This window comes from Bacillus aquiflavi (assembly GCF_019915265.1).
In the GTDB taxonomy this organism is placed as follows: Bacteria; Bacillota; Bacilli; order Bacillales; family Cytobacillaceae; genus Bacillus_BT; species Bacillus_BT aquiflavi.
The window spans coordinates 984,821-1,008,948 of the sequence record NZ_CP082780.1; the positions used below are offsets into that span (position 1 = coordinate 984,821).

The window sequence follows — 24,128 nt, forward strand, 5'->3', positions numbered from 1 at the left end:
ATTAAAAAAATTTTTTCAGCGAGTTGATCGATTTGCTGCAAAAAAAAAAAAATCCCCTCCTCAACAAAAACTTATAGTTGTAAAAACACTCTCTATTATTTTATGCTGTAAATATCGACATGTAAAGGAATGGAGAGAATATTCTGAAAAAATAGCATGTGGATAGAAACATCCTGGAAGAGAAAGAAAAAAAAAAACTGTGTTTTTTGTTTGAAAGGAGAGGAAGTATGTCACAACTTCAAGGAATTTTAACGAGATTAAAAAGCCTTCAGGAACAGGCAAGTGGGGGTGAAGCAGCTCAACGTTTTTTTGAGGTAAATGGAGAGCGTAAGTGCCAAGTAACCTATCACCCTAAAACGAAGACATATGAATTAGAAGTGTTTAATATGAAAGAGAAGTCGAAAAAATATCAATTTGATAATATTGATATGATTACGATCGAAATATTTGATTTAATTCAGTGAAATGTAGGAGAGTTACTTGTGAACTCTCCTTATTTTATATTGACGTTTAAACAATATGTTTGTTTTTTAAGCTCATTCGTGTCTTACACGTCAGTTTAGCAATAAATAAATGATAAAAACTTTTCTAAATACAAAAGCTATAAAAAATAAAGAAAGGTGATTATATGCTACCAATTGTAAAATGTCCAAAATGTCATGTTGAAAAAGAAATTGATGAGGTTTTGACAGCACAAGCAAATCAAAATGTTATTTACCAATGTCCAAAGTGCAGCTACACTGTTCGTAATATTGAAACAAGCAAAGGTTAAAAAATATAAGGCTATCTGAATGTATATAAAAGGCGAACTTTCGAAAACTGTGATAAAATTAAAGTGATTAACAGAATAATTTTAGGGAGTTTTCGACTATGATCAGTCTGTACAGTGGGGAGTTTATTGAAAATAACCTGAAAGATTTGATGATTTCATCAGAACGAGTTGCACACGTGCAAATTGGAAATAGCTTAGAACATGCTTTACTTGTTTTAACAAAGAGCGGATACACTGCTATCCCTGTTTTAGATCCACACTATAAATTACACGGTTTAATTAGTACACCCATTATCATGGAGGCAATTCTTGGACTAGAAAGAATTGAATTTGAAAAGTTAGAAGAAAAACGAGTTGAGGAGGTCATGAACCGTACAGTACCACGTTTGAAAATTAATGCAACAATGAATGCCTACTTAGAGCTTCTTGTTGATCATCCTTTTTTATGTGTTGAAGATGAAAACGGGTATTTTGAAGGGATTTTAACAAGACGGGCTGTTTTAAAACAATTGAATCAGTATGTGCACAAGTTGAATAGATACACCAAGGCTCCCAAGTAGGGGAGCTGTTTTTCCTAGTCAAATAATACCTCTCATATGCTCCAATTCTCACAACCATCATGTAATAATAAAGAATTTAAAGATATCATATTAGGGTGATGAATTTGTCATATTTTTCCGAATTGCAATTATTATCTGTTCTCGCTGAGGAAATGAATATGCGGAAAGCTGCCGAAAGGCTATTTGTTTCCCAGCCTGCTCTTTCTCAACGTCTGCAAACGATTGAAAAAGAATGGGATCGAAAGCTTTTTCTTCGTTCGCAAAAAGGGGTCACTTTAACTCCTGCAGGTGAGATGGTTGTAAATTTTGCTAATGAAATACTAGCCCGTAGCCCGTGAGGAAAAGGTACGTGAATCGATTCAAGCGTTGGAATCAAAAGTACATGGAACTTTAAAAATTGCCGTTGCTTCTATTGTTGGACAGAACTGGCTTCCGCAAGTGTTAAAAAAGTTTGTCAGCCGTTATCCACATGCAAAAATTTCACTTATTACCGGCTGGAGCAGTGAAATTTTAAAATCCCTATATGAAGATGACGTTCACATAGGTATTATTCGTGGAACTCCTACTTGGAAAGGAGTTAAAATTCACTTATTTAAAGATAGTCTGTTTTTAGTTGATAAACAAATAACTAAAATTGAACAAGTGTTGGAAACAGACAGACCGTTAATTCAATTTAAAAGTGACTCAAATTACTATCAAGAAATCCAAGATTGGTGGCATCGTCAGTTTCAAACAATCCCAAAAAGAACAATTATTGTTGATCAGATTGAAACATGTAAGCAAATGACATTTAATGGTATAGGATATGCTATTTTACCTGCAATTACGCTAAATGGAGCAAAAAAGGATATTTTTAAAATTCCGTTATTAGATGAAAATAATGAACCAATTAAAAGGGATACTTGGCTTCTTGGGTATGAATCAGCTTTTAAATTAAAACAAGTACAAGCATTTATCGAAATTGTTCAAGAATATATAGATGAATGTGGACAATTTTAAAAAAAACGTCATTTAACAAATAATTTAATAGAAAATGGGTACAACAAGTATGACAGTTTTCTTTTGTTAATGATAATAAATACTTTTTTAAATTTATTATAATTTAATGTTGACCATAAGATTACAATCAACTATAATGATAATTGTTGAGGGTAATACAAATGAGAATTAACTAAAGACATTCTCATTTAAAAAAATAATGGAGGGATTATTTATGCCAGAACGCATGGTAGGAAAGCAAGCACCTCGTTTTGAAATGGATGCAGTAATGCCAAATAAAGAATTTGGGAAAGTAAGTCTTGAAGAAAATATGAAAAACGGCAAATGGACTGTTTTGTTCTTTTATCCGATGGACTTTACATTCGTATGCCCGACTGAAATCACTGCACTTTCAGACCGTTATGATGAATTTGAAGATCTAGATGCTGAAGTAATCGGTGTTTCAACTGACACAATTCATACACACTTAGCATGGATTAAAACTGACCGTAAAGAAAACGGTTTAGGTGATCTTAAGTATCCACTTGCTGCAGATACAAATCATGTCGTATCACGCGATTATGGTGTGCTTATTGAAGAAGATGGAGTTGCACTTCGTGGTTTATATATTATTAACCCTGAAGGAGAGTTAATGTACTCTGTTGTTAACCATAACAATATTGGCCGTGATGTTGACGAAACATTACGTGTTCTTCAAGCTCTTCAAACTGGTGGACTTTGTCCTGCAAACTGGAGACCAGGTCAAGAAACTCTTAAAGTTTAATTTAGAAATAAAGTGAAAACATAAAAGACCTAACGCTTGTTAGGTCTTTTTCTACCATCTATCATTTTCATTTTAAGGAGGTAAAATAAATGAAATTACGTGAACCAATGCCAGAATTAACTGGTGCTGTTGCATGGCTTAATGGAGAAGTGACCAGAGAACAGCTAGTAGGTGAAAAACCAACGTTGATACATTTTTGGTCAGTTAGCTGCCATTTATGTAAAGAAGCAATGCCTCATGTGAACAATTTTCGTGATCAATATAAAGACAAATTAAACGTTGTTGCTGTTCATATGCCGCGCTCGGAAAATGATCTTGATCTTGATGAAATAAAGAAGATCGCTGATGAACATGAGATTACACAACCTATTTTCATTGATAGCGAGTTAAAGCTGAATGATGCATTCGAGAATCAATATGTGCCAGCCTATTATGTATTTGATAAAGAAGGAAAATTGCGTCATTTCCAAGCAGGCGGAAGTGGCATGAAGATGCTTGAAAAACGTGTGAATCGAGTACTAGATGAAATGGAGAAAAGTGAATAAAGTAAAAAGCGGTGGTTTCGATTGAAGCAATTGGAGTTTGTAGACAAAGTTAATATTTAAAGTCAATACCCTCCTTCAGATAATTAGAAACGTTTGTCAGTCGAGGGATGTAAGCGAATAGAACTATAGTTCAGAATAACAACGAAATGCAAGTAACAAAGAATGTGAACGTTTGTAACAGTAAAAAACGATTGTTTCGATTGAAGCAATCGTTTTTTTTTTTTGGTGCGCCCGGCATGCGCATGAACTATAGGGTGCAAGTCCCGAACCCCGAAGACAGAAGTAGAGGTTAGCCAAGAGCAAGGGTGTCCGTGGTGACATGGAATCTGAAGGAAGCTGGAGGCAAAACACCGATCCGAGGAACACGAATCTCATACAAGGCTAGATATGATTGAGTGAGTTTGCCAAACAAAATAAAGCTCTTTCTATCGAAGGTCATATCAAGTAAATGAGGCGGATAGATGGTGTGGTTATTTTGCGCTAGCAGGTACACCAAGTATCTTCAAGTTGTTAGATAGTTATTGAGAATGTGTCTATGGAAGAATTGGAAGAAACCTCGGACAAGAGTCAGAAACCTCACTCGCTTAAACATCCCATACGGAAAAGCATATGAGTGGGGGAATACCCGGAAAGGGTACTGGCGCATTTCAAAAAGCCCCATATTACACAGAACCCTTGACAATTCCTACTGGGAAAGCCAAGGGCTGAAAAGTCTGCAAATTCGTTACGAAACTTTGCGTTATTCATCTTAATTGAACCGCCGTATACGGAACCGTATGTACGGTGGTGTGAGAGGTCGGGGGCTAATCACCCCCTCCTACTCGATTAAAATTTTCATTTCTCCCTTATTTGAAAGCGTCACAAAAATTTGTGATTTTCGTAACAAAAAAACGTCACTTCCATAGCGTTTTTCAGATGATTTAAACATTTACAATGTATATATAGTAATAATTATTTTAAAATAATTGTCCAATAAGAAATGGAGGGTTAAATTTTATGGAATTTGATAGCGTGTTTCGTAGTCGGATGTTAACGTCTTTAACTTTAGGATTTCATATTATCTTTGCAACAATTGGTGTTGGTGTTCCGGTTATGATCTCTATTGCGGAATATATTGGGATAAAAAAGAATGATCCTTATTATATTTTACTTGCAAGAAGGTGGGCAAGAGGTTTTACAATTACAGTTGCCGTAGGAGTTGTAACGGGAACTAGTATCGGACTTCAGCTTTCATTACTTTGGCCAAGCTTTATGAAAATAGCAGGTCAAGCAATTAGCCTTCCTTTATTCATGGAAACATTTGCATTTTTCTTTGAAGCGATTTTTTTTTTTTTTAAGTATTTATTTATATACGTGGGATCGCTTTAAAAAGCCGATATACCATTGGTTATTATCAATACCAGTTGTAATCGGCTCATCAGCATCAGCTTTTTTCATTACGACTGTCAATGCATTTATGAATACTCCGCAAGGATTTGAACTAGCTAATGGGATAATTACAAAACTTGATCCGCTTAAGGCAATGTTTAATCCTGCTACACCTACTAAAACTTTTCATGTGTTAACTTCCTCCTATTTAACTTCGGCTATGATTTTAGCCGCTATAACCGCTTTTGCTATGATTCGTGGCAAAAGAGGAGTATATGAGCAAAAAGCATTAAAATTAACGATGGTTGCAACTCTTTTATTTGCAGCCGGAACCGCTTTAGCTGGAGATTTATCTGCAAAGTTTTTAGCAAAAAAACAACCTGAAAAGTTAGCAGCTGCTGAATGGCATTTTGAAACAGAAAAAGGTGCTGACTTGATTTTGTTTGGTACGTTAGATAAAAATACCCACAACATTAGTAATGAAATAAGAATTCCAAAAGCATTAAGTTTTCTTGCTGGCAATTCATTTGAAACAGAAGTTATTGGCTTAGATCAGATTCCAAAGGAAGAACAGCCTCCACTATGGATTCATTATTTATTTGATCTAATGGTTTTAATCGGTTTCTTTACGCTGTTTATTGCTGCTGTTTATTTATTGCTTTTAAAGTGGAAAAAGGGAAATCCACACAATAAACCGCTTTTATGGGCAATTGTTGCGAGTGGACCATTATCAATGTTAGCGATTGAAATTGGTTGGATTTTTGCAGAGGTTGGAAGACAACCGTGGATTTTAAGAGGGTACATGAAGGTAACAAACGGAGCTACAACAGCAAATAATGTTGGTTCAATGCTAATATTATTTATCCTTCTTTATATTGCTTTAGCAACTATTTCTTCGATAGTGCTTAATAAAATGTTTAAAAAGAAGCCAGCAGAAGTCGAGCTTAATGAACGTTATGCTCACATGATATCGAAATAACAGATAAAAAAAATAACAACTATTTTGAGGTTATTTAATTTTTCGAACGAAAGGGGAGTTTTAAATGAGTACGGAAATCCTCGGAATTACTGTCCTATGGTTATTTTTATATGGCTATGTTATTGTAGCTTCCATTGATTTTGGTGCTGGCTTTTTTGCTTATTATGGAAAAAGGACAAAGAAAGATCATATTATTAATCACATTATTAGTCGGTACTTATCGCCTGTATGGGAGGTTACAAATGTCTTTTTCGTGTTCTTTTTTGTCGGTTTTTAGTTGATTTTTTCCTGATACGGCTTACTATTATGGCACTGCGCTATTGGTTCCGGGAAGTATTGCCCTAATATTATTAGCGATTCGAGGATCTTTTTATGCCTTTGGTAATTATGGGTATAAAGATAATAAACTATTCTTGTTTTTATATGGTGCAACTGGTTTACTTATTCCTGCCTCACTTTCAATGGCTCTGACAATCTCTGAAGGAGGATTTATTGAAATAAGAGGGGATCAAGTTGTCCTATTGATGAAAGAATTATTTTTAAGTCCATATGCATGGAGTGTTGTTTTTTTAGCGATCGTATCCGTTTTATTTATTAGTGCTTCATTTTTAACGTATTATGCTGATAGAGCTAACGATATTGAGGCAAAGCAGTTAATTCGGAAATTTGCGCTTACTTGGAGTGGTCCGACTATTTTGGCTAGTTTGTTTGTGTTTATTTCGTTACGAGCACATAATCTCCGTCATTTTGAAAATGCAATAGATCTTTGGTGGATGTTTGCATTGTCGTTCATATTCTTTGTAGGAGCAGTGTATCTTATTTATAAAAAGAAAGCTTATGGTACTGCATTTATTTTTGTGATGCTTCAATTCTTTTTTGCCTTTTTTGGTTATGGAGCATCACATTTACCATATTTATTAGACCCTTTCATTACAATTTATTCGGGCTATACGAACGAGACAATGGGGATTGCGCTTATTATTGCCTTTATTGCAGGTCTATTTCTCCTCATTCCATCACTGTTTATGCTGATGCGTTTATTTTTATTTGACGCAGAATATGTGAAAGGCAGAAAATAATCGAGCAGTGAAATAAGCAAATACGAAAGGAACATTTTATGCTAAAATGAGTCAAGATACTATTTAGTGGGGGCGTTATGTTTGAAGAAGGAGTTTGCTGTAATTGGATTGGGGCGGTTTGGAGGTAGTATTTGTCGCTCTTTAACTGAGTTAGGAATGGAAGTAATGGCGATAGACAATAACGAAGAACGAGTCAATGAGTTTTCTATGATTGCTACCCATGCGGTTGTAGGAAATACAACTGATGAAACAGTGCTGAAAAGTCTTGGTATTAGAAATTTTGAACATGTAATAGTTGCAATAGGGGATGATATCCAAGCAAGCATTTTAACAACACTGATATTAAAAGAGTTGGGCGTTAAACATATAACCGTAAAGGCACAAAATGATTATCATGAAAAAGTATTGCGAAAAATTGGTGCGGATCACGTCGTTCATCCTGAACGAGATATGGGGAGACGAATTGCACAAAACATCGTTTCAAATAATGTATTAGATTATTTAGAGCTCTCAGATGAACATAGCATAGTTGAGATTGTAGCAAGTGAAAAAATTATCGGAAAGTCTATCGTTGATCTTGATATCCGGGCTAAGTTTGGTGTAAATATTGTTGCAATCAAGCGTAATAAAGATATTATCGTTTCACCTATCGCTAACGAGGTTATTCATGCTAATGATATTTTAATTGTTATCGGAGCAGATTCTGATATCAATCGATTTGAGAAAAAGTTAATTGATCTATAGAGTAAAAAACCCCTACAGAGAAAATAGAAAAATCTTTGTAGGGGTTTTTTAATAGTACACTAATTTTACATGATAACAGTGCTTATTTAAACTTCCATAATTATTGGTAAAATCATTGGTCGCCGCTTTGTTTTTTCATATAGAAATGGAGCTAGCGTATCAGTGATTTCATTTTTAATTTCAGACCATTGCGTTGTTTTTCTTTCCATTACTTTATTTAAATGTTTTGTTATTAAGCTTTGTGCATCATTAATTAAATCTCCTGATTCGCGCATATAAACGAATCCGCGAGAGATAATGTCTGGACCTGCAGCAATTTTGAAGTCTTTCATATTGATACTAACAACGACTACAACTAAACCTTCTTCTGATAAAATTCGCCGATCACGAAGGACGATATTACCGATATCACCGACCCCGCTGCCATCAATATAAACAGATCCTGAAGGAATCTTGCCAGCAATTTGTGCAGAATCTTCACTTAGAGCAAGTACTTCGCCATTATCCATAATAAAGCAATTCTCTTGATCAACATCACAGTCAACTGCTAATTTTGCATGCATAATTTGCATCCGGTATTCTCCATGGATGGGCATAAAAAACTTCGGCTTCATTAAACGCAACATTAGCTTTTGTTCTTCTTGACCGCCATGACCTGAAGTATGAATATCACTTAATGCACCATGGATGACTTCTGCACCAGCACGATAAAGTAAGTTAATTGTTTTGCTTACGCTTATTGTATTTCCTGGTATTGGGGAAGACGAGAAGACAACAGTATCGCCAGGAATAATTTGAATTTGCCGGTGCGTGCCATTTGCAATCCTTGATAATGCTGCCATTGGTTCCCCTTGACTTCCAGTACATAATATCGTGACTTTATCGGCAGGTAGTCGATTAATTTGCTGTGGTTCAATAAATGTATCTTTCGGTGCATGAATATAACCTAAATCGAGTCCGATGTTAATAGCTGCTTCCATGCTCCGGCCAAATACAGCAATTTTCCGCCCATTTGAAACGGCTGCTTCAGTCACTTGTTGCAGGCGATGAATATTTGAGGCGAAAGTAGCAAAAATAATTCTTCCTTCTACCTTTCGAAAAATATCTTGAATATTTTCACCTACACGACGTTCTGACATAGTAAAATCCGGTATCTCACTATTTGTGCTGTCAGATAATAAACAAAGAACCCCCTCTTTACCGATTTCAGCCATTTTCGTAAGATTTGCTGGTTCTCCTACAGGTGTGAAGTCAAATTTAAAATCTCCAGTGTGAACAATTTGACCTGGCGGAGTTTTGACAACTACACCATAGGAATCAGGAATACTATGGGTTGTACGGAAAAAGGATACAGACGTTTTTCTAAATTTAATGATGTCATCTTCTTTAATTTCATATAGCTTCGTTTGTCTAAGTAACCCATGTTCCTCTAATTTATTTTTAATAAGTCCTAATGCCAATTGTCCACCATAGATTGGTACATTCACTTGTCTCAATAAATAAGGGATTCCGCCAATGTGGTCTTCATGACCATGTGTAATAAAAAGACCTTTAATTTTATCCTCGTTCTTAACTAAATACGTATAATCTGGGATGACATAATCAATGCCGAGAAGCTCATCTTCCGGAAATTTAATACCGGCATCAATTAAAATAATTTCATCTTGAAACTGAACTGCATAAGTATTTTTACCTATCTCTCCAAGACCGCCTAGCGCAAATACGGCAGTTTGATCATTTTTAACAAATTTCATAAATTATCATATCTCCAATACTTTAAAATCTTCATTTTGACGTTCATACTCTAAAAAAGCTCCTTCTACTGGCTGGATAAACTCGATATTAATTGAGCGGTCCTTTAATTTTAAACGAACTTCCCTTTCAGAACTAGCTTCTAAAAAAAAAAAAAAAGCTTTTGTTTTTTCGCGCACAGGCACTTCGTTTTTAATTTCTTGGTAAAAAATTTTGTAAATCATATAAATCGCTCCTCCATTTAAATCCTTTTATTATTATATAGAAACTTTACATGTTTTTCATGTTATTTAAGCAGTAATTTCCAAAACAATGGGTCGTTACGAAAAAGTAGCTTATTTCATCACCGTCATATTTACAACGGAAAGGAAGACTCAGCTAAGATTAACATAATGTAAAGCCTAATATGTACAAATAATTAAGTGAGTAATACTAATTATGATTGAGGATCATTTTTAATATAACACATAAGTAAAAGGGGATACTACTAATCAATGTACAATAAGGAAGAAGCCCTTCGCAAGCTTGAAGGGCTTAAAAGTCATGCAATTGTTTTTTTCGAAGCAAATCTTTCCACTGTTTTAAAAGCTTCTTTTTAAGCTTCTTTAACATTGTGGATCATCTCCTCACTTCTTATTTTAAACGATCCTTGTCCAAAGTGAAATAGTGTTTAGAAATATTTTAAATAATGGTCTTTTTTAATTATATTATATGATGAAATCAGTTATTTTTTCATGGCTAATCATGGAAAGAATTAATTGTGTAAATTTAACCGTAATAATTACAGTTGTGTAAGCTTTTGTGCACCGTTTTTATTTCTTGAAGATACATTAAATGAAGTTTAATTTTTAAAATAAAAGAGAAGGATGAAAGACAGATTTCTAATAAGAAGAATAAGAAATAATATTGTTTTAAAGAATATTATTTCATTGTAGAAGGGTGATTAAACTATAGTTCCTACTGACGTGAGCAATGCCAGTAAGAACTAGCCTTATTTTCAATTATCTTTCGAGGGGGATTGCATTTTCAATTGGTTTTAATGGGTGCTGTTTGTCAATATGGTCATAAAACATAATGCCATTTAAATGGTCAATTTCATGTTGAAAAACAATCGCGAGAAAGCCTTTTAGGCGAAGCTTAACTTCGGCACCATTTTCATCAAAACCTTTTACAGTAATTCTGGCATATCTAGGAACATAACCAGGTATATTTTCATCAACAGAGAGACACCCTTCTCCGGAAGTTAAATAAGTCCGTTCAACTGAGTGACTCACAATCCGTGGATTAAAAAGTGCATAACTGTGTAATTTCTCCTTTTCGTCATGAGCATGAACGGCAATCATTCTTTTCGAGACGTTTATTTGCGGCGCAGCAAGTCCAACGCCTGGGCGGAGTCCGTATTTCTCTGCAATTTTAGCGTCTTGGCTATGAAGCAAATATTGTACTAAACTTGCTAAAATATTTTTATCTTCTTCTGATGGTGGTAAAGCTACTTTCTCCGCTACTTTTCGCAATGTCGGATGTCCATCACGAATAATATCATCCATTGTAATCATATATTTCACTCCCATAAATCAATACGTATAATGTCATTAGTGTAGCAAAGATTAGGAAAAAAGTTAACATGAATGCTATGAGACGAGTAAATATTTTATTAGGAGAGCTAATGGGCATTAATGTTTGTAACTATCAGTGGGGTTAACCCCACTGATAGCTATTGATGTTTATTTGTGTGATCAGCTTTTACCTATCAGATTAGTTCCAGCAAGCGCAGCCAACGATAATCAAAAGAATGAATAATACTACGATTAACGCAAAGCCTCTACCATACCCATAGCCATATCCGTAACCAGGGTATCCAAATCCGCATCCGTAACCAAACATAAGGGATTCCTCCTACAAGATAATTTTCGCCCGAAATTTATGGCGGACGATTACTACAACGTATGATATTCATAATGTTTTTGTATAGGCGACAGCCTAGTAATATTGAAAAAGAGCGGCGAATATATTGGTAGCAGTTAAGCTTTACTCAAATTTAAATTGTCAAAAATGATTTCAATCGATATAGTAATGATTGGTGAATTTGTGAGGGGGTTGCTAAGTGTCAATTTTGCAAAAAAACCATCTAGCTTTGCTATTCATAATGACGGTCGTTTTCCTTACAGCTTGCTTTAATAAAACCAATGAAGAAAAAATGTATGAAACATTAGAAAAAGTCGTCTCGTTAGAAAAAACTTTTGCTGCTCAGCAAGACCCTTTAGTCAAGATTGAAAAGCAGGAAAAAGAATTATATGAAAAAATAATGAACCTCGGTATGAAAGAATATGATGAGATTGTCAAGCTATCTGACCAAGCACTTTCTTTGCTTGAAAAAAGAACGGAGTTGATTGATAAGGAACATGAAAGTATAGAAGCTTCTAAAAAGGAATTTAAAAAACTGTCGCAGCCCATTAAAAAATTGGAAGATGATCAGTTAAAAAAACTTGCAAAAAAATTATATGATACAATGATAGATCGTTATCAATCCTATGATGAACTTTATCTTCATTACATGGATAGTATCGAATTAGACCGTCAGTTATATGAGATGTTTAAAGATGAACAATTGACTCTTGAACAGTTAGAAGAGCATGTTACAGCGATAAATAAGGCATATACAAAAATATTAGATGCGAATAAAAAGTTCAATGAAGAGACAGATAAATATAATAAAATCAAACGATCTTTTTACAAAGAAAGTGGGATAGAGATAGAAGATCAAAAAAATAAAAAATAATAACGTTTAAAAATCGGCTCTTAAGCCGATTTTTTTTTTTTGTTTAATTAGTATTATAACAGATGGACAAAATTACAATCTGTTTTATAATACAGTACCTATTAATTGAATGATACAGATTGATAATATATAAAAATAAATATAAATACATTAATAAGATTGGAAAAACGTAATACCATGGTATTTATGAGGTCTAAATATATAATAAAGTGTTAAATTTAATAATTTCATTGTGTTAATTTAGTTGCATTTTTTATTGATACAGAATATTATAAGAATGAAAAATAGGAAAAACGTTTTTATTCAGGCAAACTGTGGGAAACTGTTTTTAAATAAGTTTCAAGCTAAAATTTACATTTACGATTTTTTGTATTGTTCCAAATATTACTTTTATTGAAAGGGAAGAGGTGGCTTACATTGGCTTCTAAAACAAAGCACGATTTTTTTGATGGACAAAAGCAAATCGATGAAATTGATAAACAATTTCAAACACTGCAAATTTTAAATGAAGATGGAGAAGTAGTGAATGACCAGATGGTGCCTGATTTAACTGACGAACAACTACAGGATTTAATGCATCGCATGGTATATACTCGTATTCTTGACCAACGATCGATCTCGTTAAATCGTCAAGGGCGCCTCGGTTTTTATGCGCCGACTGCAGGACAAGAAGCTTCTCAAATTGCTTCACAGTTTGCCTTAGAAAAGGAAGACTTTATTTTACCTGGTTATCGTGACGTTCCTCAAATTATTTGGCATGGTTTACCGCTTTATCAAGCTTTTTTATTTTCACGCGGTCATTTTCAAGGAAACCAAATTCCTGATGGAGTGAACGTCATATCCCCGCAAATTATTATTGGTGCCCAATATATTCAAGCTGCTGGTGTTGCCTTAGGAATGAAGAAGCGTGGTTTAAAATCTGTTGTCATCACTTATACAGGAGATGGCGGTTCTTCTCAAGGAGATTTTTATGAGGGAATAAACTTTGCTGGTGCTCTCAAGGTTCCTGCAATTTTTATCGTTCAAAATAACGGTTTTGCTATTTCGACACCCGTTGAAAAGCAATCTTCTGCAAAAACAATTGCCCAAAAGGCTGTTGCAGCAGGTATTCCAGGATATCAAGTGGACGGTATGGATCCATTTGCGGTATACGCAGCTGTACGTAAAGCTCGTGAGCGTGCTATTAATGGAGAAGGCCCGACTTTAATTGAAACATTGTGTTATCGTTATGGTCCTCATACGATGGCTGGAGATGACCCAACGCGTTATCGGACTTCAGATCTAGATAATGAATGGGAAAAGAAGGACCCTCTCGTTCGATTCCGTAAATTTTTAGAGAAAAAAGGTCTTTGGACTGAAGAAATGGAAAAAGAAGTAATTGAAAAAGCGAAACAAGACATTAAAGAGGCAATTAAAAAGGCTGATGAAACGCCAAAACAAAAAGTAACAGACTTAATTTCTATCATGCACGAAGACTTGCCGTACAATTTGAAAGAGCAATATGAAATATATAGAGAAAAGGAGTCGAAGTAAGCGATGGCTCAAATGACAATGATTCAAGCGATAAATGACGCATTGCGGACAGAATTACGTCATGATCCTAACGTATTAGTATTTGGGGAAGATGTTGGAGTTAACGGGGGAGTATTTAGAGCAACTGAAGGGTTGCAGAAAGAATTTGGTGAAGAACGTGTATTCGACACCCCTCTAGCTGAATCTGGTATTGGTGGTTTGGCGATCGGTCTAGGATTGCAAGGATATCGACCTGTTCCAGAAATCCAATTTTTCGGTTTTGTTTATGAAGTGATGGACTCAATTTCTGGACAAATGGCACGGATGCGCTACCGTTCAGGGGGACGATATCACTCACCTATTACGATTCGTTCGCCGTTTGGCGGAGGTGTCCAGACACCTGAGCTTCATGCCGACAGTTTGGAGGGACTTGTTGCACAACAGCCGGGCTTAAAAGTCGTTATTCCTTCAACACCTTACGATGCAAAGGGATTATTAATCTCTGCGATTCGTGATAACGATCCTGTTATTTTTTTAGAGCATATGAAATTATATCGTTCCTTTAGGCAGGAGGTACCTGAAGAAGAGTATGTCATTCCTCTTGGGAAAGCGGATATTAAACAAGAAGGAAAAGATATTTCAATTATCACTTATGGAGCGATGGTTCAAGAATCGTTAAAAGCAGCAAGTGAGTTAGAAAAAGAAGGTTACTCTGCAGAAGTAATTGATCTTCGGACGATTAGTCCTCTCGATATTGAAACGATTATTAGATCTGTTGAGAAAACAAACCGGGCAATCGTTGTACAAGAAGCCCAAAAGCAAGCGGGCATCGCAGCAAATGTTGTTGCAGAAATTAATGACCGTGCAATTTTAAGTTTGGAAGCACCTGTATTGCGCGTAGCCGCTCCGGATACAGTTTATCCATTTTCTCAAGCAGAGGCGGTATGGTTGCCAAACTATAAAGATATTATCGAGACAGCTAAAAAAGTATTAACTTTTTAATGAGGATATAAGTATCGTTTATTAAATAGGAGGGTGAATCTATTGGCATTCCAGTTTAAACTACCAGACATCGGTGAAGGGATACACGAAGGTGAAATCGTCAAATGGTTTGTTAAGGAAGGGGAAAAACTTTCTGAAGATGATGTACTTTGTGAAGTGCAAAATGACAAAGCAGTAGTAGAAATACCTTCTCCAGTGTCAGGAACAGTTGAAAAGATTCATGTAAAAGAAGGTCAAGTCGCAATCGTAGGGGATGTGCTCGTTTCTATTGATGCACCCGGGTATGAAGATATGCAGTTTAAAGGTGAGCATGAGGAAGAAAAAGATGTGAAATTAGAGGAAAATAAAAAGGATAGTCATACGGATCTTGGTGAAATGCCGGAAGATCAAGAACAAAAACAAAAACAAAAACGTGTCATTGCGATGCCTTCTGTTCGTAAATTTGCCCGAGAACAAGGTGTAAACATTCATTTAGTCAGTGGTACAGGTAAAAATGGCCGGATTTTGAAAAGTGATATTGAAGCATATTTAAGCGGTCATGTAGAGGCAAACGAAGAAAATATCCCTGTTACAGAAGAAAAGCAACAAGAAGTAGAGTCTGCGGCAATGATTCCAGAAGGACAATATCCTCAATCAAGAGAAAAAATAAGTGGTGTTAGAAAAGCAATTGCAAAAGCAATGGTTAAATCGAAGTATACTGCACCGCACGTTACAATAATGGATGAAGTAGATGTTGAAAAGCTTGTTGCTCACCGGAAAAAATTTAAAGAAATTGCAGCGGAAAAAGGGATTAAATTAACTTTCCTTCCTTATGTAGTGAAAGCTTTAACGAGTGCTTTACGTGAATATCCGATGTTAAATACTTCGTTCGAAGACGAAACAAATGAAATTATTCATAAATATTACTATAATATTGGTATAGCTGCAGATACTGATAAAGGCCTTCTCGTTCCAGTTATTAAAAATGCTGATCGCAAATCAATGTTTAACATCTCGAAAGAAATAAATGAGCTTGCTGAAAAAGCGCGTAATGGCAAGCTTGCTCCTAATGAAATGAAGGGAGCCTCTTGTACAATTACAAACATCGGATCGGCGGGCGGTCAGTGGTTTACTCCAATTATTAATCATCCTGAGGTTGCGATTTTAGGAATTGGTCGAATTGCTGAAAAACCAGTGGTACGTGATGGCGAAATTATTGCAGCTCCTGTATTAGCACTATCATTGAGTTTTGATCATCGAATGATTGATGGCGCTACTGCACAGCATGCTCTTAATCATATTAAACGATTATTGAACGATCCAGAACTATTACTAATGGAGGCGTAAAAACATGGTAGTTGGGGATTTTCCTATTGAAACAGAGACTCTCATCATCGGCGCAGGACCAGGCGGCTATGTTGCAGCGATTCGGGCAGCACAGCTTGGTCAAAAGGTAACAATTGTTGAAAAAGGAAATCTTGGCGGTGTTTGTTTAAATGTTGGCTGTATACCATCAAAATCTCTTATTTCGGCTGCACATCGTTACGATACAGCTAAGCACTCAGATGATTTAGGAATTGTGGCGGAAAATGTAACAGTTGATTTTACAAAGGTTCAAGAATGAAAAAATAGTGTTGTAAAAAAGCTAACTAGTGGTGTTGAAGGGCTTTTAAAAGGGAATAAAGTAGAAATTGTCAAAGGCGAAGCTTATTTTGTTGATGCAAACACGGTTCGTGTCATGGATGAAAATTCAGCACAAACGTATAAGTTTAAGCATGCAATTATCGCTACAGAATCACGGCCGATTGAATTGCCAGCATTTAAATTTTCAAAGCGGATTATTGATTCAACAGGAGCACTTAATTTAACCGAAATTCCGGAAAAATTAGTTGTGATTGGCGGCGGTTATATAGGAACTGAGCTTGGAACAGCGTACGCTAATTTTGGTGTGAAAGTTACCATTTTAGAAGGTTCTCCTGATATTTTGTCAGGTTTTGAAAAGCAAATGTCAGCTTTAGTAAAACGGAATTTAAAGAAAAAAGGTGCTGAAGTTGTTACAAAGGCATTGGCGAAATCTGTTAAAGAAACAGAGAACGGTGTTATTGTAACGTATGAAGCTAAAGGTGAAGAAAAAACCGTTGAGGCTGACTACGTTTTAGTAACTGTTGGCAGAAAAGCAAACACAGATGAATTAGGGCTTGAACAAGTCGGTATCCAGTTAACTGAAAAAGGTCTTATTAAAACTGACAAGCAATGCAGAACAAATATAAATAATATTTTCGCGATTGGCGATATTGTCGAAGGTCCGCCGCTTGCCCATAAAGCTTCTTATGAAGGGAAAATTGCTGCAGAAGTTATTTCAGGACAAAATTCTGAGATTGATTATCTTGGAATCCCTGCCGTTGTGTTTGCAGAACCAGAGCTTGCTACAGTTGGCTACACTGAAAAACAAGCAAAAGAAGAAGGAATTGAAGTGATCGCTTCAAAATTTCCATTTGCTGCAAATGGCCGGGCGCTTGCATTAAATAGTACTGATGGATTTGTGAAGCTTGTGACACGGAGAGAAGACGGATTGGTAATAGGTGCACAAATTGCGGGTACTAGTGCATCGGATATGGTTGCTGAATTAGGGCTTGCAATTGAAGCAGGAATGACTGCTGAGGATTTAGCAATGACGATCCATGCTCATCCGACATTAGGTGAAATTACAATGGAAGCAGCTGAGGTTGCTTTAGGAACGCCAATTCATATTGTAAAATAATCTTTAGTACAAAAAAACGTCCAAAAAGGACGTTTTTTTGTGTAGGTATGCTTAGTCTACTTGTTTCTTAATGTAAGGGACAATAGGAATGATAGACGAGGGATGCATGTATAAAGTTAGAAATATCCGATATCTTCCTATTTTCTCGATATAGAGGGTGAATAATAACATGTTGAAACAACCAGGATGTTTTACTAGTTGATTTTTTTTTTTGATTATGGTAATAAAGCCTTTGTTAACGGCTCGATGATTTCCTCCTTCGGCACATCACCACTTATTTTTTCAATTACTTCCCCATTGTAAAGAACGAGTATCGTTGGAGAAGTAGAAATGTCGAATTCAGAATAGATTTTTTTATTTTCTGAATTTATCAACACTTTCATATTGTTTATTTCAATTGGGAAATTTTTTTTTAAATCAAGTAAAGCATCATAATATTCGGCTTCTTCGGTTAAAGCTGTTTCATCCGAAAAAAAGAGAATTTGTTTAACGTTATCTGCATTATTCAGATCGATAGTTTGCTCGTTTTTTTCACAAGAGACCGTTAATAATAATAAACAACAGCTAAAAAAGAGCGGCAGTCGTTTCAATTTTTTCATGCCTCACTTTATCATTATATAAGTAAAAAGTATAAGTGTAATTATTTCTTAATGGTTATATTTTACCATTACTATGATGATATCTCTTACTTGTTATATAAATGTTACATAAATAAAAAATATATGAGTACTATACTTCATAAGTATTACAGACAGTAAGTTTTTAAAAATGATATATCGGCGGGTGTAGCTAATGAAAGAATATTTGACGATTGTGCTCCAGTTTATTATTTGGAGTGCATATACGTTAATCGAATGGTTATCGGCATATGACCGAATTGAGTATAAAATCATAATGTTTGTTATTTTCTTTTATTTAGCATTTGTTATTGGAAAAAGTATTGTCAAGTCTACAAAAAAAACAATGATTTTAACTGCTTTAAGCTTAGGTGGTCATTTTGTACTTTTCATAATGCTTAATTCGCTACAAATAAATTTTTAAAAGATAGGGAGAGAATTGCTAAAGTTTCCTTAAAGCAAAAAATATTGGAGATAAATATAAATGTGCTGTTAAGGGGAGAGTGTGCAAACAAATAAAGGAAACTTTAATTTCTTGTATTCCAATCGCTTTATAAATAAAATAGAGCCTAATAGAACAAAGAAAAGAGTGAAAGGCTTGGAATGTTTTCTTCCAAACCTCTTTTCTAATTATTTTCGTGGATAAAAGTACATAATCCGTCCATTAAATAAATGGAGTTCCCCTTTTAATTTTTTTGCCAAAAATTTACTAAGTTCATTTGCTTTACCTTTATCCCCGTATGTAGCTGTTACAGGCAGGGTAACTTGGATATATGTTTGTTGTCGTTCTGTACCATCTTCATCAACAACAGTTTCTTTATCGACCCCAAGTAAAATGGCGTGATATCGTTCATGGTTGGAATAAAGATAAAACCATTTTCCTTTGCCTTCAGGCTTTTCTTTGATTTCATATGGAAATGCAGCGTTACTATACTCCCAATCTAGCTGCTCCCCCGTTTTGTTAGTTATTTTTTTAAAATAGTGAAATAGTTCTTTTATTTCATCGACTGACACATGTTCTTTTGCTGATGAAGGTACAAGTTTAATATATGCATTATTGGCCATAATAATCCCTCCAATTCCCGTTAAGACAATTGTGTCTCCCATTATTCTAGCATTGAATAAAAACGAATGACAACAATAACAAGCATTTTATAAAAAAATCCTTGCTAAATGAGTTTATTTAAATTATAATAAAATTCTAAATATTTTAAAAGGAGGATGATCATGGAAGTTTTCGATAAACTTTATGATGAGCATGAAAGAGTAAAAGTTAGGTTTGTAGGTTTTACTACGAATCATGCCCGCTATGATTTTGGAATTGTGTACACTAATATGTTTTTCGGCAAGCCGTTAGTTGTTTGCATGCAAACTGGCCGCTCAACCCTCCTTGACCCTAATGATTTAGAAGATGTTGATCATTTACAAACTACTTTCCGTATTCAAGATAAGGAACGAGTGTTGGATTTAGTTGAATTTTTTAAAGACGCGATACCAGGTGTGCCATTTAACACGCAATATGAGTAAAAATTAAACAGACTAACTAACGGTCTGTTTATTTTTTTTTATGTTACAAAAGTGTCATACAAATAGGCTTGAAAATCCAATTGTGTTATCTTATTATGAAGTTAAGGTTATTCTAAAACGCTTTCAAAAATTCATAAAGGAGCATGAATGATGGGTACAATCGTCTGTCAAAGCTGTAACTCAACAATTGATTATTTTGAAGATGAGAAAGTGACAGTTTTATATGCAAAGTGCCACGGTTGTGAGGAAGAAAACGACAATGAAGAGTAAGGAAAGAAGTAAAACCATTCCAGTTAATCAGCATACAGAGTAGTCCTGTATGTTTTTTTATTTTCTATTTTGTATCATTGGCAGTTTAATGATCATAAAATGAGAGCTAGTACAATTGTTAGCTCTTATTTTATTGCCTTATGTTCTTTTATAACATGTATAGTGTTTAATTTGTCATCTTCTGGGCCTTGTACTGGAAGCCCGGCCTCAATGTTTTTCTTAATGTAAAAAAGATTTTCTTCTGTAATAATCTCTCCTGGAATAAAGATTGGGATCCCTGGCGGATAGATCATAATGAATTCTGCAGCAATTCGGCCAATTGATTCTTCAAAAGGAATAACCTCTGTTTCTGCATAAAAAGCATCCCTAGGTGTTAGTGCGAGTAATGGAATGTCTGGGAGAAGTACTTGGACATTCGTATTTCTAGCTGAATTTCTACACTTATTTGCGATGTCTTTAAATGCTTGAATTAATACCTCAGCTTCATGTTCGGTATCTCCAGAAGTAATGATGCAAAGGATATTGTATAAATCAGACAACTCTACTTCAATGTTATATTCTTCTCGAAGCCATTTTTCAACATCATATCCTGTAAGACCGAGTTCCTTCACAAAAATGATTAGTTTGGTAGGATCGTAGTCAAACGCTGCCTGAGATCGAGTAATTTCTTCGCCAACACAATATAGATGATCAATTTTATTCATTCTTTCTCTAATCAATTGGGCTAGTTGGATTGTACTCGTTATCATTGTTTTACCTTCTGTTGCAAGCCGTTTTCTTGCTACATCTAAAGAAGCAAGCAGTAAATATGAAGTTGAAGTTGTCGTAAGCATACTTAAAATCGTTTGTACCCGTTTAGCAGAAATGAGTCCTTCTTTTAAGTTTAGAATCGAACTTTGTGTCATTGATCCCCCCAGCTTATGAACGCTTGTTGCAGCCATATCTGCTCCAGCCTGCATAGCGGAAAGAGGGAGTTTTTCATGGAAATGAATATGAACTCCATGCGCTTCATCAACGAGAACCGGAATGTTATAGGCATGGGAAATTTTCACGATTTCTTGTAAATCAGCACATATTCCGAAATATGTCGGATTAATTACGAAAACCCCTTTTGCATCAGGGTGCTGCTCCAATGCTCTTTGAACTGATTCCGGAGAAATCCCATGTGAAATTCCGAGATTTTCATCTATTTCCGGATGGATAAATATCGGTGTCGCACCAAAAAAAATAATTGCTGTCATAACGGATTTATGAACATTTCTCGGAACAATAATTTTATCTCCAGGTCCACATACAGTCATAATCATTGTCATAATTGCTCCACTTGTTCCCTGAACTGAGAAAAATGTGTAATCAGCTCCGAATGCCTCAGCGGCTAATTGCTGAGCATCTTTTATCATCCCTTTTGGGTGATGGAGGTCATCTAAAGGTTCAATATTAATTAAATCAATTGATAAGGCGTTATGACCTATAAACTCTCGAAATTGTGGATCGATTCCTGCTCCTTTTTTATGACCGGGAATATGAAATTGAATTGGATTTTTTTCTATATGTTTTAATAAGCCGCTAAATAACGGAGTTTCGCTCTGGATCAAATGTATCAACACCTTTATCATCGAATATGGTTGTTGTTTTCTACAAAGAAAAACAAGAGAATTATAGCAAATTAAAAGAAACTTGCATAGAGAATATTATTTGTAAGAAGGAAGACGAATAAACGTCCTATCCCGTTGTACTTATGAACGATAGCTTGGTTTTCTTTTATCCTTGGTTTCTAACAGCTTGCTTCAAAGTGTAAAATTAATTTTTCAGCGTTAACAGGAATCTTGATGATTGAAGGAGAAATAAATCAAATAGTAGATTATATCATCAGGAGGAATAAGAAATGGAATGGGAAACAAGAGTAACTGATTTATTGAAAATCAAATATCCGATCATACAAGGTGGACTAGCCTATTTAGCATATTCTGAGCTTGCGGCTGCTGTTTCAAATGCAGGAGGATTGGGGCAAATAACGGCAATGTCATTAAGTAGTGAAGAAGCATTACGGGATGAGATTCGGAAAGTTAAAAAATTAACAGATAAACCGTTTGGAGTTAACTTTGCTATTGGTCAGCATGGTCGACCTTTTTCACACATGTTAGACGTGGCAATTGAAGAAAAAGTACCAGTGATTACGATGACCGGCGGAAATCCGACGCCGATTTTTGAACAACTAAAAGGTGTGGATGTAAAAAAGCTTGTACTCGTTGCAGCTAGAAGACAGGCTGAAAAAGCAGAAGAGATCGGAGCTGATGCTGTTATGGTAGTTGGTCATGAAGGAGGAGGACATCTTGGAAAAGCTGATACAGGAACTTTCGTATTAATTCCTCAAGTAGTTGATGTAGTCAGCATTCCTGTCATTGCCTCTGGAGGAATTGGCGATGGCAGGGGATTAATGGCAGCTCTTGCTTTAGGGGCAGAAGGAATTGAAATGGGAACGAGATTTATTGCAACAAAGGAATGTATTCATGCAAGTAATGTATACAAAAGAAAGCTTGTAGAAGGAACGGAAAATGATACAGTGGTGATCAAACGTTCTATCGGTGCACCCGCGAGAGCAATTCATAATAGTTGGACTGAAAAAATCCTTATGTTAGAAAAAGAAAATGCAGGGTATGAAGGTTTGAAAGAGTATATTAGTGGAATAGCAAACAAGCGTTATATTCATGAAGGAAAAGAGGAAGAGGGCTTTGCTTGGGCGGGCCAAGTAATGGGGCTGATTAAAGATATTCCAACCGTTCAAGAACTGTTTGATCGTATAATTCTAACAGGGGAAGAAATTCGGCGAAAATGGTAAATTGAAAGTGAGAGCTAAGATGAAAAACAAGGCGTTTAACCGAAAAGAATATGACTATCCAATTGACGATGATTGGTCGACAGCAGAAATAATTGATGTAATTTATTTTTTCCAATGTGTAGAAGCATCGTATGAAAAAGGAATAGCGCGTGACAAAATATTAAGCGCTTACCGGCGTCTTAAAGAAATTGTCCCTAGCAAAGCTGAAGAAAAGAAATTAAATGATCAATTTGAGCAGTTAAGCGGTTATTCCCCTTATAAAACGATGAAACGGGCAAAAGAGAAAGAGTGTGGTCGTTTTTTCCAAATGCATGAGTAAATTGACATTCCATTTAGAAACCTCCCATTGGATGATATGGGAGGTTCAAGCTGTTGTATGCCATACTTCATTGAAAGCTTTTGATTAATATTTCATGAGTTTTCGTCTCATATATCAATTTTTGGATTATAATTGTCTCTAATATTTTAATTATTATTAAATGATAAACGGTACAAAGGAATTAATTTTTTAAATACAAAATCAATTTTCTCGATTAACTCACTAGCATCCATCTGAATCGCTTGCAGCTTAGGTATGTGATAACCGCACAATATTTCTGCTTTTTTTACAGTTTGTAACCTGGCAAACATTGCGATAAAATCTTTTTTTGATAAATCCCCGTGTAATTTAGCTTCTGGTTTTGTATGGTCAGGAGACCAGACAAAGTCATCAGGAATGTCTTTCATAATTTCCAGTACATTGTTATGTAATAATTGACCGAATTTCTCTTTTTTTGCAGCTTCATAAATAACTGCAAACCAAATAAATAAATGAGACCCCCATAGCCCAATTTGAAAATGAGGCAGCATTTTGTAACCGCGAGGGTTGCTTGAAAAAGCTACCCATGTATCATTAGGTGGATTTTTTGTTCGTCTTGCATGTTTTGCAACATGCGGAAATAGTTCGTCTCCAGTTAATACGGATAGACTAGGAGCAAAATGTCGCCCCAGTTCTTCTAATTTAGGACGAATGTGCTGTTTCAATGCCTCCATTCGCTCCTCCAAACCATTGATATAAAAAACTTCAAAATCAGTCTTCGTAAAAGGAGAAATTGACATTTTTACACCTCCTATTCATTTTTTAATATTGTAGCATAATGGAGACGTTAAAATACATTTTCGTTACACATGGGTAAATGCACAAATTTGTTACAACAAGGATTAAGCGCTCATAAGATAGTATTAAAAGTGGTGTGAAAATCTGGTTCGGAGGAAATTACCCATGAAGGGGGTGTCTTATCA

Annotated in this window: 23 protein-coding genes and 5 pseudogenes; 20 read left to right on the plus strand and 8 right to left on the minus strand. The window is 35.3% G+C overall.

Annotated features, from left to right (window positions below; translation table 11 throughout):
- The first annotated feature begins 227 nt into the window (after positions 1-227).
- The 10 genes and pseudogenes from K6959_RS04965 to K6959_RS05005 all read left to right on the plus strand — a co-directional run bounded on the left by K6959_RS04965 (position 228) and on the right by K6959_RS05005 (position 7,809).
- Positions 228-464 carry a YkuJ family protein gene (locus tag K6959_RS04965; protein ID WP_163242777.1) on the plus strand — a complete coding sequence of 79 codons (237 nt, stop codon included), beginning with the start codon at positions 228-230 and terminating at the stop codon, positions 462-464.
- Positions 465-628: 164 nt separating this feature from the next.
- Positions 629-772 carry a hypothetical protein gene (locus K6959_RS04970; protein ID WP_163242778.1) on the plus strand — a complete coding sequence of 48 codons (144 nt, stop codon included), beginning with the start codon at positions 629-631 and terminating at the stop codon, positions 770-772.
- A 98-nt stretch (positions 773-870) separates the two neighbouring features.
- Complete coding sequence (gene cbpB / locus K6959_RS04975; protein WP_163242779.1) at positions 871-1,332, plus strand: cyclic-di-AMP-binding protein CbpB; 462 nt, start codon at positions 871-873, stop codon at positions 1,330-1,332.
- Positions 1,333-1,430: 98 nt separating this feature from the next.
- Positions 1,431-2,331, plus strand: a pseudogene (locus K6959_RS04980) (LysR family transcriptional regulator).
- Between the two features lie 214 nt (positions 2,332-2,545).
- Positions 2,546-3,094 (plus strand): peroxiredoxin, encoded by a 549-nt coding sequence (locus K6959_RS04985; RefSeq protein ID WP_163242781.1) that lies wholly within the window; start codon positions 2,546-2,548, stop codon positions 3,092-3,094.
- 89 nt (positions 3,095-3,183) lie between these two features.
- Positions 3,184-3,639: a redoxin domain-containing protein gene (locus K6959_RS04990; RefSeq protein WP_163242782.1), complete on the plus strand. Its 456-nt coding sequence runs from the start codon at positions 3,184-3,186 to the stop codon at positions 3,637-3,639.
- A gap of 462 nt (positions 3,640-4,101) precedes the next feature.
- Positions 4,102-4,391 (plus strand): annotated as a pseudogene (locus tag K6959_RS18840) (group II intron maturase-specific domain-containing protein); the annotation flags it as partial.
- A 244-nt stretch (positions 4,392-4,635) separates the two neighbouring features.
- Positions 4,636-5,986 (plus strand): annotated as a pseudogene (locus K6959_RS04995) (cytochrome ubiquinol oxidase subunit I).
- Positions 5,987-6,050: 64 nt separating this feature from the next.
- Positions 6,051-7,065, plus strand: a pseudogene (locus tag K6959_RS05000) (cytochrome d ubiquinol oxidase subunit II).
- 81 nt (positions 7,066-7,146) lie between these two features.
- The gene (locus K6959_RS05005; RefSeq protein WP_163242544.1) at positions 7,147-7,809 is read left to right on the plus strand and encodes a potassium channel family protein; all 663 of its coding nucleotides are present in this window, start codon (positions 7,147-7,149) and stop codon (positions 7,807-7,809) included.
- Between the two features lie 86 nt (positions 7,810-7,895).
- On the opposite strand, the gene rnjA is transcribed toward K6959_RS05005, so the two are convergent.
- From rnjA to K6959_RS05025, 4 genes are all read right to left on the minus strand, one after another.
- Positions 7,896-9,563 carry a ribonuclease J1 gene (gene rnjA / locus K6959_RS05010; RefSeq protein WP_163242545.1) on the minus strand — a complete coding sequence of 556 codons (1,668 nt, stop codon included), beginning with the start codon at positions 9,561-9,563 and terminating at the stop codon, positions 7,896-7,898.
- Between the two features lie 6 nt (positions 9,564-9,569).
- Complete coding sequence (locus K6959_RS05015) at positions 9,570-9,785, minus strand: DNA-dependent RNA polymerase subunit epsilon (protein ID WP_223087810.1); 216 nt, start codon at positions 9,783-9,785, stop codon at positions 9,570-9,572.
- A 777-nt stretch (positions 9,786-10,562) separates the two neighbouring features.
- Positions 10,563-11,117 carry a peptide deformylase gene (def, locus tag K6959_RS05020; RefSeq protein ID WP_163242547.1) on the minus strand — a complete coding sequence of 185 codons (555 nt, stop codon included), beginning with the start codon at positions 11,115-11,117 and terminating at the stop codon, positions 10,563-10,565.
- A 199-nt stretch (positions 11,118-11,316) separates the two neighbouring features.
- Positions 11,317-11,445, minus strand: coding sequence for a YjcZ family sporulation protein (locus K6959_RS05025; RefSeq protein WP_163242548.1), 129 nt, complete (start codon positions 11,443-11,445; stop codon positions 11,317-11,319).
- Positions 11,446-11,665: 220 nt separating this feature from the next.
- On the opposite strand from K6959_RS05025, the gene K6959_RS05030 reads away from it, so the two are divergent.
- The 5 genes and pseudogenes from K6959_RS05030 to lpdA all read left to right on the plus strand — a co-directional run bounded on the left by K6959_RS05030 (position 11,666) and on the right by lpdA (position 17,594).
- Entirely contained in the window at positions 11,666-12,340 is a 675-nt protein-coding gene (locus K6959_RS05030; RefSeq protein WP_163242549.1) for a YkyA family protein, read from the plus strand.
- A gap of 417 nt (positions 12,341-12,757) precedes the next feature.
- Positions 12,758-13,873: a pyruvate dehydrogenase (acetyl-transferring) E1 component subunit alpha gene (gene pdhA / locus K6959_RS05035; RefSeq protein WP_163242550.1), complete on the plus strand. Its 1,116-nt coding sequence runs from the start codon at positions 12,758-12,760 to the stop codon at positions 13,871-13,873.
- A gap of 3 nt (positions 13,874-13,876) precedes the next feature.
- Entirely contained in the window at positions 13,877-14,854 is a 978-nt protein-coding gene (locus K6959_RS05040; RefSeq protein ID WP_163242551.1) for an alpha-ketoacid dehydrogenase subunit beta, read from the plus strand.
- 42 nt (positions 14,855-14,896) lie between these two features.
- The gene (locus K6959_RS05045) at positions 14,897-16,180 is read left to right on the plus strand and encodes a dihydrolipoamide acetyltransferase family protein (RefSeq protein ID WP_163242552.1); all 1,284 of its coding nucleotides are present in this window, start codon (positions 14,897-14,899) and stop codon (positions 16,178-16,180) included.
- A gap of 4 nt (positions 16,181-16,184) precedes the next feature.
- Positions 16,185-17,594: pseudogene (gene lpdA / locus K6959_RS05050) on the plus strand (dihydrolipoyl dehydrogenase).
- A gap of 215 nt (positions 17,595-17,809) precedes the next feature.
- Here the strand turns inward: lpdA and K6959_RS05055 are convergent.
- The gene (locus K6959_RS05055) at positions 17,810-18,193 is read right to left on the minus strand and encodes a YbbN family protein (protein WP_223087812.1); all 384 of its coding nucleotides are present in this window, start codon (positions 18,191-18,193) and stop codon (positions 17,810-17,812) included.
- Positions 18,194-18,386: 193 nt separating this feature from the next.
- Here K6959_RS05055 and K6959_RS05060 point away from each other — a divergent pair, with 193 nt between their 5' ends.
- Positions 18,387-18,635: a hypothetical protein gene (locus tag K6959_RS05060; protein ID WP_163242555.1), complete on the plus strand. Its 249-nt coding sequence runs from the start codon at positions 18,387-18,389 to the stop codon at positions 18,633-18,635.
- A 206-nt stretch (positions 18,636-18,841) separates the two neighbouring features.
- Here the strand turns inward: K6959_RS05060 and K6959_RS05065 are convergent, their stop codons facing one another.
- A complete protein-coding gene (locus K6959_RS05065; RefSeq protein WP_223087814.1) occupies positions 18,842-19,276 on the minus strand; it encodes a DUF1885 family protein in 435 nt (144 codons plus the stop codon).
- A 162-nt stretch (positions 19,277-19,438) separates the two neighbouring features.
- On the opposite strand from K6959_RS05065, the gene K6959_RS05070 reads away from it, so the two are divergent.
- Positions 19,439-19,738: a DUF3055 domain-containing protein gene (locus tag K6959_RS05070; protein WP_163242556.1), complete on the plus strand. Its 300-nt coding sequence runs from the start codon at positions 19,439-19,441 to the stop codon at positions 19,736-19,738.
- Between the two features lie 150 nt (positions 19,739-19,888).
- The gene (locus tag K6959_RS05075; protein WP_163242557.1) at positions 19,889-20,008 is read left to right on the plus strand and encodes a GapA-binding peptide SR1P; all 120 of its coding nucleotides are present in this window, start codon (positions 19,889-19,891) and stop codon (positions 20,006-20,008) included.
- Between the two features lie 125 nt (positions 20,009-20,133).
- Here K6959_RS05075 and K6959_RS05080 read toward each other — a convergent pair whose 3' ends face one another.
- Entirely contained in the window at positions 20,134-21,603 is a 1,470-nt protein-coding gene (locus K6959_RS05080) for an aminotransferase class I/II-fold pyridoxal phosphate-dependent enzyme (protein ID WP_223087815.1), read from the minus strand.
- Between the two features lie 290 nt (positions 21,604-21,893).
- Between K6959_RS05080 and K6959_RS05085 the strand changes: the two genes are divergently transcribed.
- Together K6959_RS05085 and K6959_RS05090 are read left to right on the plus strand one after the other, a co-directional pair.
- The gene (locus tag K6959_RS05085) at positions 21,894-22,847 is read left to right on the plus strand and encodes an NAD(P)H-dependent flavin oxidoreductase (RefSeq protein ID WP_163242559.1); all 954 of its coding nucleotides are present in this window, start codon (positions 21,894-21,896) and stop codon (positions 22,845-22,847) included.
- Between the two features lie 19 nt (positions 22,848-22,866).
- On the plus strand, positions 22,867-23,166 hold the full coding sequence (locus K6959_RS05090) for a UPF0223 family protein (protein ID WP_163242560.1): 300 nt from the start codon (positions 22,867-22,869) through the stop codon (positions 23,164-23,166).
- Positions 23,167-23,312: 146 nt separating this feature from the next.
- Here the strand turns inward: K6959_RS05090 and K6959_RS05095 are convergent, their stop codons facing one another.
- Entirely contained in the window at positions 23,313-23,945 is a 633-nt protein-coding gene (locus K6959_RS05095) for a YktB family protein (RefSeq protein ID WP_223087817.1), read from the minus strand.
- Positions 23,946-24,128 lie beyond the last annotated feature (183 nt).

Excerpts from the sequence above, each read along its gene's own strand:
- K6959_RS04985 (WP_163242781.1), top strand. The coding sequence starts at position 2,546 with ATGCCAGAACGCATGGTAGGAAAGCAAGCACCTCGTTTTGAAATGGAT.
- K6959_RS05095 (WP_223087817.1), bottom strand. The coding sequence starts at position 23,945 with ATGTCAATTTCTCCTTTTACGAAGACTGATTTTGAAGTTTTTTATATC.
- K6959_RS05065 (WP_223087814.1), bottom strand. The coding sequence starts at position 19,276 with ATGGCCAATAATGCATATATTAAACTTGTACCTTCATCAGCAAAAGAA.
- K6959_RS05070 (WP_163242556.1), top strand. The coding sequence starts at position 19,439 with ATGGAAGTTTTCGATAAACTTTATGATGAGCATGAAAGAGTAAAAGTT.
- K6959_RS05075 (WP_163242557.1), top strand. The coding sequence starts at position 19,889 with ATGGGTACAATCGTCTGTCAAAGCTGTAACTCAACAATTGATTATTTT.
- K6959_RS05090 (WP_163242560.1), top strand. The coding sequence starts at position 22,867 with ATGAAAAACAAGGCGTTTAACCGAAAAGAATATGACTATCCAATTGAC.
- def (WP_163242547.1), bottom strand. The coding sequence starts at position 11,117 with ATGATTACAATGGATGATATTATTCGTGATGGACATCCGACATTGCGA.
- K6959_RS05060 (WP_163242555.1), top strand. The coding sequence starts at position 18,387 with ATGAAAGAATATTTGACGATTGTGCTCCAGTTTATTATTTGGAGTGCA.
- K6959_RS05040 (WP_163242551.1), top strand. The coding sequence starts at position 13,877 with ATGGCTCAAATGACAATGATTCAAGCGATAAATGACGCATTGCGGACA.
- K6959_RS05025 (WP_163242548.1), bottom strand. The coding sequence starts at position 11,445 with ATGTTTGGTTACGGATGCGGATTTGGATACCCTGGTTACGGATATGGC.
- rnjA (WP_163242545.1), bottom strand. The coding sequence starts at position 9,563 with ATGAAATTTGTTAAAAATGATCAAACTGCCGTATTTGCGCTAGGCGGT.
- K6959_RS04965 (WP_163242777.1), top strand. The coding sequence starts at position 228 with ATGTCACAACTTCAAGGAATTTTAACGAGATTAAAAAGCCTTCAGGAA.
- K6959_RS05085 (WP_163242559.1), top strand. The coding sequence starts at position 21,894 with ATGGAATGGGAAACAAGAGTAACTGATTTATTGAAAATCAAATATCCG.
- K6959_RS04990 (WP_163242782.1), top strand. The coding sequence starts at position 3,184 with ATGAAATTACGTGAACCAATGCCAGAATTAACTGGTGCTGTTGCATGG.
- K6959_RS05055 (WP_223087812.1), bottom strand. The coding sequence starts at position 18,193 with ATGAAAAAATTGAAACGACTGCCGCTCTTTTTTAGCTGTTGTTTATTA.
- K6959_RS04970 (WP_163242778.1), top strand. The coding sequence starts at position 629 with ATGCTACCAATTGTAAAATGTCCAAAATGTCATGTTGAAAAAGAAATT.
- K6959_RS05015 (WP_223087810.1), bottom strand. The coding sequence starts at position 9,785 with ATGATTTACAAAATTTTTTACCAAGAAATTAAAAACGAAGTGCCTGTG.
- cbpB (WP_163242779.1), top strand. The coding sequence starts at position 871 with ATGATCAGTCTGTACAGTGGGGAGTTTATTGAAAATAACCTGAAAGAT.